This window comes from Pseudomonas sp. GM102, from assembly GCF_000282555.1.
GTDB lineage: Bacteria > Pseudomonadota > Gammaproteobacteria > Pseudomonadales > Pseudomonadaceae > Aquipseudomonas.
In genome coordinates, this window is record NZ_AKJB01000064.1 from 50,886 (window position 1) to 67,630 (window position 16,745).

A 16,745-nucleotide genomic window follows, 5' to 3' on the forward strand; every position below is an offset into this window, starting at 1 on the left:
CGCAGATCCGCTTGAACGTGCCGGTCAGAATTTTTCCGGAATTCGCCGCAGCGGATAATCCGGTTCACGATAGCCGCCTGATTTCTGCCGTTTGGGCAAAATCACCTTCTCGCGCGGTACATTCTTGTACGGAATACGGCTGAGCAAATCAGAGATGATGTTGAGGCGGGCCCGCTTCTTGTCGTTCGAGTTGGCCACAAGCCACGGAGCATGATCGGTGTCGGTCGACTTGAACATGTCGTCACGTGCGCGCGAGTAGTCATACCAGCGGCTGTATGACTTGAGATCCATGGGCGTCAGTTTCCAGGTTTTGCGGCCATCCTTGATCCGAGCCTCGAGCCGGCGAGTCTGCTCCTCTTCGCTGACTTCCAGCCAATACTTGAACAGCATGACGCCCGAGTCGACCATCATGCGTTCCATGAGGGGGGCCAGGGCCAGGAAACGGGTCACCTGCTCATCGGTACAAAATCCCATCACGCGCTCGACCCCTGCGCGGTTGTACCAACTGCGATCGAAGATCACCACTTCGCCAGCCGCGGGCATGTGCGCCAGGTAGCGCTGTATATACATCTGGCTCTTCTCGCGATCGGTCGGTGCAGGTAGCGCCACCACCCGAAAGACACGCGGGCTCACCCTCTCAGTGAGCGCCTTGATCGTCCCACCCTTGCCGGCGCCATCCCGCCCTTCGAAGACGATACAGATCTTGATGCCCTTTTGTTTCACCCATTCCTGCAACTTGACCAGTTCGACATGCAGTCGGCGTAACTGCTCAAGATAGTCTTTGTTCTTCAGTTTCAAGGGTTCAGCGGAGTTGCTTTTAACAGGGGTTTTCTTCTTGTCCTTTGCCATGACCCAAGCCTCACCTATGCCAGTAGCTGACTGCCGATAGATAGACCCTGCAGGTGCAGCTATCAGCTTGCAGATCGCGCATTGCTTCGAGCAAACCTGGCGTCAGTCGTGGACGGCCCTCTGCTCTTGACGTTCAACTCCATCACCAACCGCGTGAGTCTAGTCCATGAATCAACCTTCTACAGGGTTGCTACAGGGCATTGCACAAAACGGATAGCGATCTGCGCAAAGCGGCTATTGCCCTGTGCCCGGCGTCTCTACCCTCGGCTGTACGGACGTTAGCCGCGTTACCGACTCTTAAAAAAACAACAACAACAAGAGATAGATGCCATGCGCAAGATCGACGTACATGAGGTGATCGACAACGCTCGATTCAACCGCTTTCACTGGATGGTGCTGTTCTGGTGCGCCCTGATCATCATCTTCGACGGATACGATTTGGTGATCTACGGCGTGGTGTTGCCGATGCTGATGAAAGAGTGGGGGCTCAGTCCCCTGCAAGCCGGCGCGCTGGGAAGTTATGCACTGTTCGGGATGATGTTCGGGGCGCTGTTTTTCGGCCCGCTGTCGGACAGGATTGGCCGCAAGAAAGCCATCACCCTGTGCGTGATGCTCTTCAGCGGTTTTACCGTGCTCAATGGTTTTGCTCGTAACCCTACCGAGTTTGGCCTCTGCCGGTTCATTGCCGGGCTGGGCATTGGCGGGGTGATGCCCAATGTCGTGGCGCTGATGAACGAGTACGCGCCGAAGAAAATCCGCAGCACGCTGGTGGCGATCATGTTCAGCGGTTACTCGGTGGGCGGCATGCTCTCGGCGGGGCTCGGCATCGTGCTGATCCCCAGTTTCGGCTGGCAGTCAGTGTTTTACGTGGCGGTACTGCCGTTGCTGTTATTGCCGTTGATCATGTACTTCCTGCCTGAATCGGTGGGTTTCATGCTGCGTCAGGGGCGCAATCAAGAGGCGCGCAACGTTCTGGAGCGGGTTGACCCGGCTTACGTTGCACTCGCCAGCGATCAGTTGCACATGAGCGAAGTGAAGGGCACCGGCACCCCGGTGTTGCAACTGTTCCGCGAGGGTCGTGCGCTGCGCACGCTGATGCTGTGGCTGGCATTTTTCTGCTGCTTGCTGATGGTCTACGCCTTGAGTTCCTGGCTGCCGAAACTGATGGCCAACGCCGGTTACAGCCTGGGCTCGAGTCTGTCGTTCCTGTTGGTACTCAACTTCGGTGCCATTTTCGGCGCGGTCGGCGGTGGCGTACTCGGCGACAAGCTCAACCTGCCGTGTGTGTTGGCGGTGTTCTTCGTCGTTGCTGCGGTATCGATCACCTTGCTGGGCTTCAACAGTCCGATGCCGGTGTTGTACCTGCTGATCGCCCTTGCCGGCGCCACCACCATAGGCTCGCAGATTCTGTTGTACGCCTGCGCCGCGCAGTTCTACTCCATGACCATTCGCTCCACCGGTTTGGGCTGGGCGTCGGGCATCGGCCGCAACGGCGCCATCGTCGGTCCGCTGCTGGGCGGTGCCTTGCTGGGGATCAGTCTGCCGCTGCAACTGAACTTCATGGCGTTTGCCTTGCCCGGTGCGGTGGCCGCTCTCGCCATGACCGTGTTCGCCATCAGCAGCCAACGCAGCGCCAAAGGTGCCACCCAGACGCTTGCGCCGACCAGCGCCTGAACCCGGTAGTGGCGGCACGGCGTCATGCCGTGTCGCCGGCCTGGGTCCCCCACACATTTTTCCGAACAAGAGCGACCGGGCCTGTGCCACGGATCGCCTGACGAGTCTTGCGGCGAGGTTTCATGAAAGCGTTATTTCAGGACTTTTCCCTGTCTGCTGCCGTCGCCGGATTTATCGCCACGGTGATTTCCTACGCAGGCCCCTTGGTGATCATCTTTCAGGCCGCCGAGACCGCACACCTCTCGCGGGAAATGTTGTCGTCCTGGGTCTGGGCGATTTCCATCGGCAGCGCCGTGCTCGGCATCGGTTTGAGCCTGCGTTACCGCGTCCCGGTGATCATCGCGTGGTCGGCACCGGGCTCGGCGTTGCTGGTGGCCCTGTTGCCGGGGATCTCCATGCCGGAGGCGGTGGGCGCTTACCTGGTCAGCAGCCTGATTATCTTTCTGGTCGGGGTGTCGGGGGCGTTTGACCGGATCATCGGCAAACTGCCCGGGGCGATTGCGGCTGCGATGCTGGCGGGGATTCTGTTCAGCTTCGGCACGGGGTTGTTCGTTTCGCTGCAAGGCAAGCCACTGCTGGTGCTGGCGATGTTTGCCACGTACCTGATCTGCAAACGGGTGATGCCGCGCTATGCGGTGTTGATGGTGCTGCTGGTGGGCTGTTCGATTGCGTTTCTCGCCGGTGATTTGCACCGCGAAGCACTGGTGATCGGTTTGGCCACACCGGTATGGATCACCCCCGCGTTCAGCCTGAGTGCGACGCTGAATGTCGCCTTGCCGCTGGTGATGGTGGCGCTGACCGGCCAGTTTGTTCCCGGCATGGCGGTGCTGCGTGCCAGCGGCTACCCAACGCCAGCCGGCCCGATTATCGCCAGCAGCGCGTTGGGCACTGCGCTGTTGGCGCCGTTCGGTTGTCACGGGTTGAATCTGGCGGCGATTACCGCGGCCATTTGTACCGGTCGCGAGGCCCATGAAGATCCACGCAAACGCTATGTGGCTGGAGTAGTGGGCGGGCTGTGTTACCTGGTGCTGGGGATCTTCGGTGCCACGCTGGTTTCGTTGTTTTCGGCGTTCCCCAAGGAGCTGATCGCAGCCCTGGCCGGGCTGGCGCTGTTCGCGGCGATAGCCGGGGCGCTGGCCGGCGCAATGGCCGTACCGAGTGATCGCGAAGCCGCGCTGGTGACCTTTCTCACCACCGCCTCGGGCATGTCGTTGTTTGGTTTGTCCGCCGCTTTTTGGGGGCTGATTTTCGGCATGCTCACGCACGTGCTGTTGAGTGCCCGGCGTCCCGCGCCGGCGACTCAAGCCGCTCCTGCGCAGGAGGGGGCGCGCTGATCGAGTAGTTAATCGAAACCCGATTCTTATCCGTTTTCACCATCCCTCGCGGCGAATCCGCACTTCAACCTGTCGATCAATAACAATAAGAGAACAGCGATGAAACAGATTTTTCCAGCAACCGGTTCAGTGTTGTCCCTGGCGGTCGTCTCGGGTTTTTCCAGTGGCGTAATGGCCGCTGAGGGGGGCTTTATCGAAGACACCACGGCCACCTTGCAGGCGCGTAACTATTACTTCAGCCGGGACTTTTCCGACATCGTTGGGGCCAATCAACAGTCGAAGGCCGAAGAGTGGGCGCAGGGCTTCATCCTCAATGTCAAATCCGGTTATACCCAGGGCCCGGTCGGTTTTGGTGTGGATGTCATCGGCCTGCTCGGCCTCAAACTCGATAGCAGCCCGGACCGGGTCAATACCGGTTTGCTGCCGGTGCATGATGATGGTCGCGCGGCAGATGATTACAGCCGTCTGGAAGGTGCGCTGAAGATGCGTTACTCCAAGACCGAGCTGAAAGTGGGTGAGTTGCAACCCAACGTGCCGGTGCTGGCCTTCAGCGATATCCGGCTACTGCCGCCCAGCTATCAGGGCGCAAGCATCAGCTCCAGTGAAATCGATGGTCTGACCTTGCAAGGCGGCCACTTGAATTCAACCAGCCTGCGCAACGAGGCCGGCGACGAAAAGATGCAAGCGATGCTCGGTCATGTTCCGCAGCGTCAGGTCAGCAGCGATGGTTTCAACTTTGCCGGCGCCGACTACGCCTTCAATGACAAACGCAGCTCGGTCAGTGCCTGGTTCGGGCAACTGGAAGATATCTACAACCAGCGCTTTCTCGGCCTCAAACACAGCCAGCCGATGGGCGACTGGACCCTGGGTGCCAACCTCGGCTACTACGATTCGCGCGAAGACGGCAAAAAATTGCTGGGCAATATCGACAACCAGGCGTTCTTCTCCTTGCTGTCGGCCAAGCGCGGCGGCCACACGTTTTATGTCGGCTATCAGGGCATGTTCGGCGACAGCGCCTTCCCACGAGTCTTTGCCAACATCTCGCCACTGGGCAATGAAGTGCCGACCTACGAGTTCGCGTACACCGATGAACGCTCCTGGCAGGCACGTTACGACTACGACTTCGCGGCCCTCGGCATGCCCGGCCTGACGAGCACCGTGCGCTACATCACCGGCAATAACGTTGACACCGGCAAGGGCTTTGAAGGCAAGGACCGCGAGCGCGATCTGGATATCGGCTATGTGCTGCAGAGCGGCAGTCTTAAAGGCCTCGGCATCCGTGTTCGCAATGTGATGGCGCGTTCCAACTACCGCAGTGATATCGACGAAAACCGCCTGATCCTCAGCTACACGTGGGAGCTGTTATGAGCCCGCGGTCACAGATCTGTGGTGCAGTCACCCATGACTTCGTACGTCACGCGATGGGTCTGGCCCTGATGATCGACATATTCCATGGTCGCAGGCACAACCCCGCAGGCGGTTGCGGTGTTCGTCACTGAAACCACCTTGGCGATGTCCAGCGGCTGCGCCGGGTTGTACGAGGTGGCGGCTGGCTCGTTGCCGGCGGCCAGGGCCGAGGTGGCGGTGAGGGTCAGACACAGGTTGATCAAGGTTTTCATTTTTCCGTACTCCGTGTTGATTCCGATGTCTCAATTCTAGGCTTTGCCCACGACCGATAAAGGGGCCTCGGCCTGATTCAGCCTTACAGAAAACGTAACAATCGCTGGTTCTTTTTGATCGGGTACATATCCGTTTCTGCGGTAATGGCTGCTTATGGTTCCGCCCTTACGGCGGGGGCGGCTACCGCGGTATCCATGCCGCGGAGCCCCCTGCGCAACGCCTGCGTTCGGCCTCAGGGAAAGGGGCAGATCAAGATCAAAAACCAAAGCAGAGCCACGGCAAGATCAAAAGATCGCAGCCTCGCTTCGCTCGACAGCTCCTACAGGGAAATGCGTGCACTTGAAGTCAGGCCGGCCGGTAGGCCGCCTCGCTTTTGCTTTTGCGGTGCACGCCCCCTCGAGAGGCCGAGCGGAGGTTCTGCGCAGTGGGCAACCCGGCATGGATGCCGGGTTAGCCGCGCACGGCCATGGATGGCCGATCGCGGCGGGCCCACGGAGCAGGACCGGAGCGAGGGCATGCCGAGCCTAAGCGAGGCACCGAACGAAAGGGGCAAGAGCGCTTTGGTTACTTTCGCGCTTTTCGAAAGTGACTCGCTGTAAGAGCGAAACCATAAGTCGCCGTTACCGCAGCAACGGATATGTACACGATCAGAAAAGAGCCGCCATTACCGCAGAAACGGATACGCCCCCAATTCTAAAATACCCCTCCAGAGCAAAGTCGAAGGGCGGTGTAGACTGAGGCCCTGTCCTCTTTCGGCAAGACAAGGGAGTGTGCCCAGCCATGATCGGTGCCGAGTTACTGTCCTCCGAAACCCTGACGGTAGGGTGGCTGATCTATGCACCGGTGCTGATCTGGGCCATTGCGCGAGCCCCCTGGGTCGAACTGTTCAGCGATCGCCGCCGCCAGCATCTATTGTTCGGCACGGTGTTCGCCCTGTTCATGCTCTGGCTGGTGCGACGGGACTTTGATACCGGCGTGTCCTATCACTTCATCGGCATGACGGCGGTGACGTTACTGCTGGATTGGCCGTTGGCGATTGTCGGCGGGTTGGTCGCGCAAGCGGGATTGGTGCTGCTCGGTCGGCAGGACATGGCGGCCATGGGGGTCAACGGCGCGCTGCTGATCCTGCTGCCGGTGTTGGTCACCGAGTGCTGCGCCATCCTGGTCGAGCGCGCGCAGCCGCGTAATCCCTTTGTATATATCTTCTGTTCCGGTTTTTTTGCCGCTGCGTTGTCTGCCCTGTTGTGCCTGACTCTGGCGCTCACGCTGCTGTGGTATGACGAACGTTTCGCCATGCCGTACTGGCTGACAGATTTTGTCGGCTACCTGTGGCTACTGATTTTCCCGGAAGCGTTTATCAACGGCATGGTGGTCAGTGCATTGGTGGTGTTCTGCCCCGAATGGCTGGAGACGTTCAATCGCACCCGCTACCTTTCGGCGCCCTGGAAAGACGACGATCCCAAATCTTGATCCACATCAAACCCAAAAAACGTTGCCGAATCCATGCTCTGGAAAACCTTCAGGAGCAATGGCATGAGTGTGTATGAGTGGGCCAGGCAGGAGTTGCGTCAGAGTCTGGATATGGCGCAAGAGGTGGGCTTCGATCCGGGATTGAGCCTGCGCGCCTTGCTCAGTGCGGTGGTGCAGCAGAGCAAGGCGGTACGCAATGTCGAAGACCTGGCCGATGAGTTGCGGTTTCTCGCCGAGAACCTCGACGAGGGCCAGGACTATGGCTTTATGCGGCCCTGAGGGGCGGGATCAGTGGCGCGGGTCGAAGTCGCCGCTGAACATCTCGTCCTCGGCATCGGGAGGCATCGGGATCTTGTGTTCTTCCGACGCCCAGGCGCCCAGGTCGATCAGTTTGCAACGGTCTGAACAGAATGGCCGGAACTTGCTTTCGGGGCTCCATTCGACAGGGGCGCCGCAGGTTGGGCAATCGACGGTTGGGGTTTGGCTCATGACTGGCCTCCACGCAAAGTAAGGTAAAAGTGATGCAGGCGTTCGACCTCGCTGTGCAGCCAGGCGAGGTCGCGGTCGTTGACCACCACATCGTCGGCATGGTTCACGCGGTCCTGTCGGCTGGACTGGGCCTTGAGGATCGCCTGGACCTGCTGTTCGCTGGTCTGGTCACGCTGCAAGGTGCGTTCGATCTGTAACTGTTCCGGGGCATCGATCACCAAAACCCGTTGGGTCATGGTGTACTGCCCGGACTCGATCAGCAGCGGCGAAACCAGAATCGCGTAAGGCGATTGTGCCTTGGCCAGATGGTGGGTGATTTCTTCGGCGATCAGCGGATGCAGCAGCGCTTCGAGCCAGCGGCGTTCATCCGGCACTTCGAAGATCAGCTTGCGCAGCGCCGCACGATCCAGTTGCCCATCGGCTTGCAGCACGCCGGGGCCAAAGTGCTCGGCGATCTTCGCCAGTGCCGGGCGACCGGGTTCGACCACCCAGCGAGCCGCATGATCGGCGTCTACCACATGCACGCCCAGATCGATGAAGTGCTGGGCGGCCGCGCTTTTGCCGCTGCCGATGCCGCCGGTCAGGCCGAGAATCCAGGGTTTTTCCACAGGGGTATTCATTTCAAACCGACAAACTGCCAATAGAAGCCGGTTATTTGACCACCCCAGAGCAAGGCAATCCAGCCGGCAATAGCCAGATAGGGGCCAAAGGGCAGCGGAGTCGAGGTTTTCGCATCCCGCAGGCGCAGCAAAATCACCCCGATGACGGCGCCCAGCAGCGATGAAAGCAGGATGGTCAGCGGCAGGATCTGCCAGCCACCCCAGGCGCCGAGCATCGCCAAGAGCTTGAAGTCACCGTAGCCGATGCCGTCCTTGCCGGTGATCAGCTTGAACAGCCAGAACACCGTCCACAGCGCCATGTAGCCGGCCACCGCGCCCCAGAGCGCGTCATGCAGTGAGACGAAGAGCCCGAAACTGTTGACGATCAACCCCAGCCATATCAACGGCAGCACCAGCACGTCTGGCAACAGCTGGTGTTCGGCGTCGATCAGGCTCATCGCCAACAGGCCCCAGCTCAGGACCAGCACCATGCAGGCCTGCCAGCCGAAACCGAAATGCCAGGCGACGAACGCCGACAGCACGCCGCAGGCCAGTTCGGTCAGCGGGTAACGTTTGCTGATCGGCGTCGCGCAGTTCGAGCATCGCCCACGTAAAAACAGATAACTGAGCACGGGAATGTTTTCCCACGCTCGAATCCGATGGCCACAGTCGGGGCACTCGGAGTGAGGCAGTATCAGGTTGTAAGCCGGGCCAGGGGCTTCGGGTGGCAAATCCAGTACGTCATGGGCCTGCAGGCGCCATTCACGCTCAAGCATTTTCGGCAGGCGCCAGACCACCACGTTGAGAAAACTGCCGATTACCAAGCCGATCACCCATGCGGTGATCGTGAAGGCCAGCGGGTTGAGACTCAAAAATTCGTTCAAGGACATATCAGATCGCTGAGCCGAGTTGGAAGATGGGCAGGTACATCGCAACCACCAGGCCGCCGACGATAACCCCCAGCACCACCATGATGAAAGGCTCCATCAGACTGGTCAGGTTATCGACCATGTTATCCACCTCGTCCTCATAGAAGCTCGCGACCTTGTCGAGCATGTCGTCCAGTGCGCCAGACTCTTCGCCGATGGCCGTCATCTGGATTGCCATGTTCGGAAAGATGCCGGAGGTGCGCATGGCAAAATTCAGCTGCATGCCGGTGGAAACATCCTGCTTGATGCGTAATACCGCTCGCTTGAACACGATGTTGCCGGTCGCGCCCGCCACTGAATCCAGGGCTTCGACCAGTGGCACCCCGGCGGCAAACGTCGTCGACAAGGTGCGGGCGTAACGGGCCACGGCGGACTTGTACATGAGCGCGCCAACCAACGGCAGTTTCAGCAGCCAGGTGTCCATCCGGTCCCGGAAACCCGGGGACTTTTTAAAGGCATGACGTACGCCGAAGATCGCCGCACCCAGCATGCCGAGCATCATCCACCACCAGGCCTGCATGAATTCCGACAAGCCGATGACCATCACGGTGAAGGCCGGCAGCTCGGCGCCAAACCCCGAGAACACCGACTCGAATTGCGGCACAACCTTGACCAGCAGAATCCCGGTCACAATGATCGCGACGAACACTACCGCCAGCGGGTAGGTCATGGCTTTCTTGATCTTGGCCTTGAGGCTTTCGCTCTTTTCCTTGTAGGTCGCCACCCGTTCCAGCAGGGTATCCAGGGCGCCGGCCTGTTCGCCGGCATCCACCAGGTTGCAGTACAGCTCATCGAAATATTGGGGCTTTTTACGCAGGGCTGCGGCGAAGCTGTTGCCGGCCGCGACTTCCTGTTTCACTTCGTCCACCAGCTTGCGCATGTTCGGGTTATCGAAGCCCTCACCGATAATGTCGAACGATTGCAGCAGTGGTACGCCGGCTTTCATCATGGTCGCCATCTGCCGGGTGAACAGGGCAATGTCCAGGGGCTTGATGCGTTTGCCTGCACTAAAAATGGACGCGGTTTTTTTCCGCACCTTGCCCGGGTTGATCCCTTGCTTGCGCAACTGGGCCTTGATCAGCGCGGGATTCTGGCCGGTCAACTCACCGGTCATTTTTGAGCCCTTCTTGTCCGTGCCTTCCCAGGCATATACGCTGATTTTCGCTGCTTTGGCCGCCATGTTCAGTCCTTCGTGACCCGGTTGATTTCTTCAAGGCTGGTGATGCCTTGCATGGCCTTGAGCAGGCCCGAAGTACGCAGGTCGTTGAAGCCGTCCTTACGCATCTGGATGTCGATTTCCAGTGAATTGCCTTCGGCCATGATCAGCCGTTGCAGTTCTGGGGTGTTCTTTACCACTTCATAAATCCCTACTCGCCCTTTGTAACCGTTGTTGCACTGATCGCAACCGACCGGTTCATAGATCGTGAACGAGCCGATGCGTTCCTGGGGAAAGCCTTCTTTGATCAGCGCCTCGCGGGGAATCTCGATGGGCTTTTTGCAATGACTGCACAGTTTGCGCGCCAGGCGCTGGGCGATGATCAGGCTGACCGAGGTCGCGATGTTGAACCCCTGAATCCCCATGTTGTGCAAGCGGGTCAGGGTTTGCGCGGCGCTGTTGGTGTGCAGGGTGGAAAGCACCATGTGCCCGGTCTGGGCGGCCTTGATGGCGATTTCGGCGGTTTCGAGATCGCGGATTTCACCGACCATGATCACGTCCGGGTCCTGACGCAGAAACGAGCGCAGCGCCTGGGCGAAATCCAGTCCTTGCCTGGGATTGACATTGACCTGGTTGATGCCTTCGATGTTGATTTCTACCGGGTCTTCGGCAGTGGAAATATTGATGTCGACGGTGTTGAGGATGTTCAGCCCGGTATAGAGCGATACGGTCTTGCCCGAGCCGGTGGGGCCAGTTACCAGGATCATTCCCTGTGGTTGCTTGAGGGCGGCCATGTACAGGTCTTTCTGGTCGGGTTCGTAGCCGAGGGCATCGATGCCCATTTGGGCACTGGACGGGTCGAGGATCCGGATCACCACCTTCTCGCCCCACAGGGTTGGCAGGATGTTGACCCGGAAATCGATGGACTTGCTTTTGGACAGGCGCATCTTGATTCGCCCGTCCTGGGGTTTGCGCCGTTCGGAGATGTCGAGACTGGCCATGACCTTCAGCCGCGAAGCAATGCGGTTGGCCAGTTGTGTCGGCGGCCTGGCGACCTCCCGCAGCATGCCATCGGTGCGCATCCGCACGCGGTAGATTTTTTCATAGGGCTCGAAATGCAAGTCGGAAGAACCGCTCTTGATCGCGTCGAGCAGCATCTTGTGGACGAAGCGAACCACGGGGGCATCATCGGCATCTTGCCCCACGAGGGCATCCTGTTTCTGCTCATCGACCGACTCGATGTCCAACCCGTCGAGGTCGACATCGGCCATGTCTTCCAGACCGGTGGAGTGGTTGTCGAAGAATTTTTCGATGGCGTCGCTGAGCTTGTCTTCCTCCACCAGAATGGCTTCGGTGCTCAGCCCGGTGCTGAACTGGATGTCGTTGATGGCTTGATGATTGGTCGGGTCGCAAATCCCCACGAACAGCTTGTTCCCACGCCGCCAGAGGGGCAGGGCGTGATGCTGGCGGATCAGCTTCTCGCTGACCAGCCCTCGAGGCTGGGTGTCCTTGTCCAGGCAATTGAGGTCCAGCAAGGCCATACCGAAATGCTCCGAGGCCACTTCGGCGACTTGCCAGCTCTTCAGTAGTTTGTTTTGCACCAGATAGCTGACCAGCGAGATTCGATTGCGCTGGGCTTGCTGATACGCCTCTTGCGCACTTTGGTCAGTGATCAGCTCGGCCAGCACCAATTGCTTGGCCAGACCGCTAAGGGCAATGTCATTCATTGGGATACCGACGCCAGACAGTTAATGACTTATAGCCTAGTCAAGCAGTGGAACCAAACCAGCCGGAGTGAGGTGACAAAAAGTGTCAGATAGTGCGGATCCTTGGAGTAGGAAAGGTCTTTAGCGCGATCTCTCGCCCCGCAGGCAGGGGCGCGCGCGGCTTGGCATGACCTGTGCTGTGCCTTGTTCAGATCATGAGATTTCGACTCATGCATGGAGCCTGTCTATGAAAAATCAAAATGGTTTTACTCTGATCGAGCTGCTGATCGTGGTGGCGATCATCGGGATTCTGGCGACGTTTGCGTTGCCGCAGTATTCGAAGTACCAGGCGCGGGCGAAGGTCACCGCTGCTCTTGCAGAGATCTCGGCGCTGAAGGTGCCTTTCGAAGACATCATGAACCAAGGCACTGACCCCACCCTTGCTCTGATTGGCGGCACGGCGACTACAGGTAACTGCACTATTACGGCATCGGGTACCTCCTCTACCGGTGTGGGCAGTATTGGCTGCACGATCCTCAATGCTCCAGGGCCGGTGCTGAGCAAGACCATTACGCTTTCGCGTACGCTCGCCGGTGGCTGGACATGCGCCACCACGGCGGCACAGGAATACGCGCCTAAAGGCTGCACTGGCGCCTGATCCGTTTTCATCCTTCAAATGCCCCGCGTTTCACGACGCGGGGCATTTTTTTGCTCGTCATTTTCCGGGTTGTTCGAATAATCAAGAAACCCCCGACAAATCATGGCCTTAGGCCTGCGCTAAAACCCGCAAGTTGCATGTAGATAATTCCGCAGTCATGCAATTTGCATGATTTCGAAAATCGCAGTATTGACTAACTTATTGATTTATATCTATTTATTTTTAATCTGACAGTTGGCACAGCGTTCGCACTCTCTCTAGTAACCCTGCTGACAAGACACGCAGCAGACTTTCCAGAAATACAGGAGTTACTCGTATGAAGAAGTTCGCTATCGCTGCCGCTACTGCTACCGCGCTGACCCTGACCATGGCCAACGCTGCATTCGCACAGACCACCCAAGCGACTCAGGCACCCATGATGCTGGCCGCCGGTGAAGTCACTGAAGCGAAAGAGGATGTTTCCGATACCTGGATCACAACCAAAGTCAAAGCAGACCTGGTAACCGAAAAAGGCATCCCAGGCACCGACATTAAAGTCGAAACCAACAAAGGCGTTGTCTCCCTGTCTTCCATGACCGTACTGACAGATGCTCAGAAAACAACCGCCGTGGCTATCGCCAAGAAAATCAAAGGCGTCAAAGCGGTATCCGCTGATGGCCTGAAATCCGAGTAAGACAAGGCTTCTCGCCTGGACCGGGAGAAGGTGCGGTAGACGGGCCGAGTCATACGTCTGCCGCTACTTGAGAGTTCATGCGAAGGCCACAAGGATGTGGCCATTACAGGCCCCGGCATTCGTGTCGGGGCCTGTTCTATTTGCAGCAACGCATCACTTGTAGGAGCGAGGCTTGCCCGCGAAGAACGATTACGCGGTATCCCTGATGGACCGAGGCGGCTGGTTCGCCGGCAAGCCTGGCTCCTACATTAGGGACGTGGGGCAAGCTCGATTGTTCAATTACCACGCTTGCTGGTGATTCGAACCAACCGGTTGCCTTCAAAGCGCAGGTACTGGTACATCCCGCTGTTGGGGCCGTAGGTCCATTCCTCGACCTGAAACTCTTCCCGCCGATTGGCGCTGCGTTTATAGCCCAACAAGTCGCGGGCAACGGGTTCTCCGCATTTTTGCAGCACTTCGCCGGACCTGTCCCCGACGCTGATCAATTGACTGCCGCAACGCAAGGTATCGGCTGCCGCTGCCTGGCCGGCAATCAGCATCAGAGCCACGCTCAGAAGCCAACGTGCGCCCATCACTCGGCATCCAGATGCATGGGCGTGATAACGTGGCCATCGCTTTCTGCCTCACCGAGGCTGGCATCGATGAAGTACACGCGGTCATCGGCCAATTGACCCTTGTCCACCAGATAATCCTTGATGCTGCTGGCCCGTTCTTGCCCCAGTTGACGCAACAGCACCTCGCTGGAGCTCCAGAAGCCAATCACGTCTTCACGCATTTTTTTGCTGCGTTCTTCCTTGCCCAAGTCCTTCCATTCGGCGGGCGGCTGGGTCTTCAGGCGTGTGCGGTAGATCCCTTCGAGCAGCGGGCCTTTCTCGCTGTCCGGCACTTGCAGCAATGAGGCCTGGGCCGGCACCTTGTCACCGCGACGCTGGAGCATTTTGTAGTAGTTGTACTGGTATTCCCGCTCCAGGCGTTGCTCGGCAATCAGCGGGCCATCGCTGCTCTTGGCGGCGGTGCCTTCGATTTCCAGGCGCAGGGCCGGACGTTCCTTGAGCGCCTGGGACAATTTGACCAGCGCCGCTTCGGCGTCTTTGCTCAAGTCACTGGAACCCGGTGCAAATGCCACGCTGCCCAAATCTTCCGAGCCACCGCCGCTGACCAGACCGCCAATCATTTTGAATGGCGCTGCGGCGGCTTTCACGATCAGGTTGCGCAGGGTCTGCCAGATAATCGGCATGACACTGAACTGCGGGTTGTTCAGGTCGCCGCTCACTGGCAGCTCGATGGAAATCTTGCCGTCGACATCCTTGAGCAAGGCAATCGCCAGCTTCAACGGCAGGCTCACAGCGTCCGGGCTGTCGACCTTTTCACCCAGTTGCAGCTGCTCGACCACCACTTTGTTTTCGGCCAGGAGCTGGCCGTTGGTGATCTTGTAATGCAGGTCGAGATTGAGTCGGCCCTTGCGGATACGGTAACCGGCGAACTTGCCGGAGTAGGGCGTCAACGTCGTCAGTTCCACCCGTTTGAAACTGGTGGCGATGTCCAGGCTGGCCATCGGGTCGAACGGGTTGACCGAACCCTTGATGGTCACCGGCGCATAGCGGTCGACCTTGCCTTTGACGTCAACACTGGCCGGTTTTGCCTGCCGGCTGTCAATGGTGCCGATTTTTCCGTTGAGCTGTTGAACGGCTGTGGCGAAGTTCGGGGTCAGGCTGAAGTCGGCGAAGTTTGCCGAACCGTCATTGATGGCAATGCCGCCAATGTGGATGCCCAACGGTTTGTCTTTTCCGGCTGCCGGTTTGGCAGCGACGGTTTTTGCGCCGGCATCGGCCGGTTGCGGGATCAGCAGGTCATCGATGTTGGTGGTGCGGTCATCGTTGATCATGAAGCGTGCATAGGGCTGGAACAGGTTGATCTTGTCGATCGACAAGCTGTCGCCATGCTGATAGTTCAGGCCTTCGAGTACCACCTGTTGCCACTTGAGGAAGTCGCGGGTTTTCAGGGTGTCGAGGGTATGCAGTTGATCGACCTGGGCTTTGCCTGTGACGCTGAACGCCAGCGGCTCGGTGCTTTTCAGGTCGACCGCCAGATCACTGCCCAGCATGCCGCTGCGCAGTTCGAGACGAATAAACGGGTTGATGTAGGACTGGGCGACACGCAGGTCGATGTCCTTGGTCTGCACGTTCAGTTTGGCGTTGATCGGGGCCAGATTGACCACGCCGTCCGCGGTGATCTTGCCTTGCTTGCCCACGCCGGTGTCGAGCTTGAGGTTGAAAGGTGAGCCATTGAGGCTGTCGAAATTTTGCAGGTCCAGGTTCAGCGGACCCAGCTCCAGCGCCACCGCCGGTTGTGCCTTGCGGTCGGCCAGGTGCACCTGATAATCGCGTAGCTGCACGTCTTTGAGCAGCACCTGCCAGGGTTTGCTCGGCGCGGTCGGTTCAGGCTTCGGCGAATCGGCTGCTGCCGGTGTGCTGGCTGGCTCGGCATTGGCTTTGTTGGCCGCTTTGGACGGCTGACTGGCGAACAGTTTTTGCCAATCGAGTTGCCCGTCGGCTTCGAGGGCGGCCCAGGTTTCCAGTTTCTGACTGCGGATCTTGCCGACCACCACTTGCTGTTTGGCCAGATCCACGGTGGTTTCGCTGATGTCCAGCCGCTCGAGCTTCGCCAGCGGTCGACCGTCCGGTGTCTTGATGGAGAAAGGTGCGACGCTGACGGCAACGTTGCTCAGCAGCAGTTCGGTTTCCTTGGCCAGGTTGAGTTTGTAGTCGGTGCTGAGGCTGACGACGCCATCTTCGAGTGCGAGTGGCACAGCATCGCGTACGTAGGGCCAAAAGGATTTCATCTTGCCGTCGGTGATTTTCAGCTTACCTTCGGAGGCGATCGGGATCAGGCTGAAGTTACCGGTCCAGTCGATCTGTCCACCTGCCGGGCCGACGGCCACCAACGTCATGTCGGCGCTGTCTTCGGGCAGGGTGCTGAGGTTTTTCAGTTCGAAGTCGAGTTTGTCGTAGAGGAATTCGATGGGTTCGCTGGGCCGTGCATCCTCGAAATGCAAGGAGCCGCTGGCCAGTTTGATTCGCTCCACGCGCAGCGGAAAGGGTTTGGCGTCCGGATCGACCGGGGTCGGTTCGCTGGCGGGGATTTTGAACAGACCGAGCAGGTTGAGCTTGCCGTCCTTACTGAAGAGGATTTCAGTCTTGGGTTTGTCCAGTTCAATATCGGACAGGTGCAATGCCTTGGTCCAAAGACTGTCGATCTGCAGGTTGGCGTACAGGCGTTCGAAGCCCACTTGCTCCTTGCCCGGCTCGCCGATGACCAAGCCCCAAAGGGTGACTTCAAGGCTGAACGGGTTGAGTTCGATTCGCTGAATCGTCGCGGGTGTCGTGGCGTAGTTGGCCAATTGTTGATTGGCAATCCGCAACGCGATGCCCGGTAAAATCAGAAACCCCAGCAGGCTATAAAGAGCCAGGGCAGTCAACAAGGCGCCGATAGCGCGAATCAATCCTTTGGGCATGTGCGGCTTCATCTGTCGGAATCGGAGTGCCTTGGAGTATGGCATGCGTTTGCGGTTCCGAAGCTACCACGCTT

16 protein-coding genes are annotated in these 16,745 nt (G+C 58.7%); 7 read left to right on the forward strand and 9 right to left on the reverse strand.

The window, feature by feature from the left end:
* Window positions 1-24: 24 nt before the first annotated feature.
* Window positions 25-849 (reverse strand): polyphosphate kinase 2, encoded by an 825-nt coding sequence (gene ppk2, locus PMI18_RS12725; protein WP_007901960.1) that lies wholly within the window; start codon window positions 847-849, stop codon window positions 25-27.
* 330 nt (window positions 850-1,179) lie between these two features.
* Here ppk2 and PMI18_RS12720 point away from each other — a divergent pair, with 330 nt between their 5' ends.
* From PMI18_RS12720 to PMI18_RS12710, 3 genes are all read left to right on the forward strand, one after another.
* On the forward strand, window positions 1,180-2,523 hold the full coding sequence (locus PMI18_RS12720) for an MFS transporter (RefSeq protein WP_007901961.1): 1,344 nt from the start codon (window positions 1,180-1,182) through the stop codon (window positions 2,521-2,523).
* A gap of 122 nt (window positions 2,524-2,645) precedes the next feature.
* Entirely contained in the window at window positions 2,646-3,857 is a 1,212-nt protein-coding gene (locus PMI18_RS12715) for a benzoate/H(+) symporter BenE family transporter (protein ID WP_007901962.1), read from the forward strand.
* A 99-nt stretch (window positions 3,858-3,956) separates the two neighbouring features.
* Window positions 3,957-5,225 carry an OprD family porin gene (locus tag PMI18_RS12710; protein WP_007901963.1) on the forward strand — a complete coding sequence of 423 codons (1,269 nt, stop codon included), beginning with the start codon at window positions 3,957-3,959 and terminating at the stop codon, window positions 5,223-5,225.
* 8 nt (window positions 5,226-5,233) lie between these two features.
* On the opposite strand, the gene PMI18_RS12705 is transcribed toward PMI18_RS12710, so the two are convergent.
* Complete coding sequence (locus tag PMI18_RS12705; protein ID WP_007901964.1) at window positions 5,234-5,476, reverse strand: DUF2790 domain-containing protein; 243 nt, start codon at window positions 5,474-5,476, stop codon at window positions 5,234-5,236.
* A 781-nt stretch (window positions 5,477-6,257) separates the two neighbouring features.
* Here PMI18_RS12705 and PMI18_RS12700 point away from each other — a divergent pair.
* Both PMI18_RS12700 and PMI18_RS12695 read left to right on the forward strand, forming a co-directional pair.
* A complete protein-coding gene (locus PMI18_RS12700; protein ID WP_007901965.1) occupies window positions 6,258-6,947 on the forward strand; it encodes an energy-coupling factor ABC transporter permease in 690 nt (229 codons plus the stop codon).
* A 63-nt stretch (window positions 6,948-7,010) separates the two neighbouring features.
* Entirely contained in the window at window positions 7,011-7,226 is a 216-nt protein-coding gene (locus PMI18_RS12695) for a hypothetical protein (protein ID WP_007901966.1), read from the forward strand.
* A 9-nt stretch (window positions 7,227-7,235) separates the two neighbouring features.
* Here PMI18_RS12695 and yacG read toward each other — a convergent pair whose 3' ends face one another.
* Genes yacG through pilB form a run of 5 tightly spaced genes read right to left on the reverse strand, consistent with a single transcriptional unit; the run spans window position 7,236 to window position 11,847 of the window.
* Complete coding sequence (gene yacG, locus PMI18_RS12690) at window positions 7,236-7,436, reverse strand: DNA gyrase inhibitor YacG (protein ID WP_007901967.1); 201 nt, start codon at window positions 7,434-7,436, stop codon at window positions 7,236-7,238.
* Complete coding sequence (gene coaE, locus PMI18_RS12685) at window positions 7,433-8,056, reverse strand: dephospho-CoA kinase (RefSeq protein ID WP_007901968.1); 624 nt, start codon at window positions 8,054-8,056, stop codon at window positions 7,433-7,435. Before coaE ends, yacG begins: the two co-directional genes overlap by 4 nt.
* Window positions 8,053-8,925 carry a prepilin peptidase gene (locus PMI18_RS12680; protein WP_007901969.1) on the reverse strand — a complete coding sequence of 291 codons (873 nt, stop codon included), beginning with the start codon at window positions 8,923-8,925 and terminating at the stop codon, window positions 8,053-8,055. Before PMI18_RS12680 ends, coaE begins: the two co-directional genes overlap by 4 nt.
* A 1-nt stretch (window position 8,926) precedes the next feature.
* Window positions 8,927-10,144, reverse strand: coding sequence for a type II secretion system F family protein (locus PMI18_RS12675; RefSeq protein WP_007901970.1), 1,218 nt, complete (start codon window positions 10,142-10,144; stop codon window positions 8,927-8,929).
* A 2-nt stretch (window positions 10,145-10,146) separates the two neighbouring features.
* The gene (gene pilB, locus PMI18_RS12670) at window positions 10,147-11,847 is read right to left on the reverse strand and encodes a type IV-A pilus assembly ATPase PilB (protein ID WP_007901971.1); all 1,701 of its coding nucleotides are present in this window, start codon (window positions 11,845-11,847) and stop codon (window positions 10,147-10,149) included.
* 226 nt (window positions 11,848-12,073) lie between these two features.
* On the opposite strand from pilB, the gene PMI18_RS12665 reads away from it, so the two are divergent.
* Both PMI18_RS12665 and PMI18_RS12660 read left to right on the forward strand, forming a co-directional pair.
* Window positions 12,074-12,484 (forward strand): pilin, encoded by a 411-nt coding sequence (locus PMI18_RS12665; protein WP_007901972.1) that lies wholly within the window; start codon window positions 12,074-12,076, stop codon window positions 12,482-12,484.
* Window positions 12,485-12,800: 316 nt separating this feature from the next.
* A complete protein-coding gene (locus PMI18_RS12660) occupies window positions 12,801-13,157 on the forward strand; it encodes a BON domain-containing protein (protein ID WP_007901973.1) in 357 nt (118 codons plus the stop codon).
* A gap of 275 nt (window positions 13,158-13,432) precedes the next feature.
* Here the strand turns inward: PMI18_RS12660 and PMI18_RS12655 are convergent, their stop codons facing one another.
* Window positions 13,433-13,729, reverse strand: a complete 297-nt coding sequence (locus PMI18_RS12655) for a DUF2845 domain-containing protein (protein ID WP_007901974.1) — start codon at window positions 13,727-13,729, stop codon at window positions 13,433-13,435.
* Complete coding sequence (locus PMI18_RS12650; RefSeq protein WP_007901979.1) at window positions 13,729-16,716, reverse strand: DUF748 domain-containing protein; 2,988 nt, start codon at window positions 16,714-16,716, stop codon at window positions 13,729-13,731. The genes PMI18_RS12655 and PMI18_RS12650 overlap by 1 nt, the downstream gene beginning before the upstream one ends.
* Window positions 16,717-16,745: the final 29 nt, after the last annotated feature.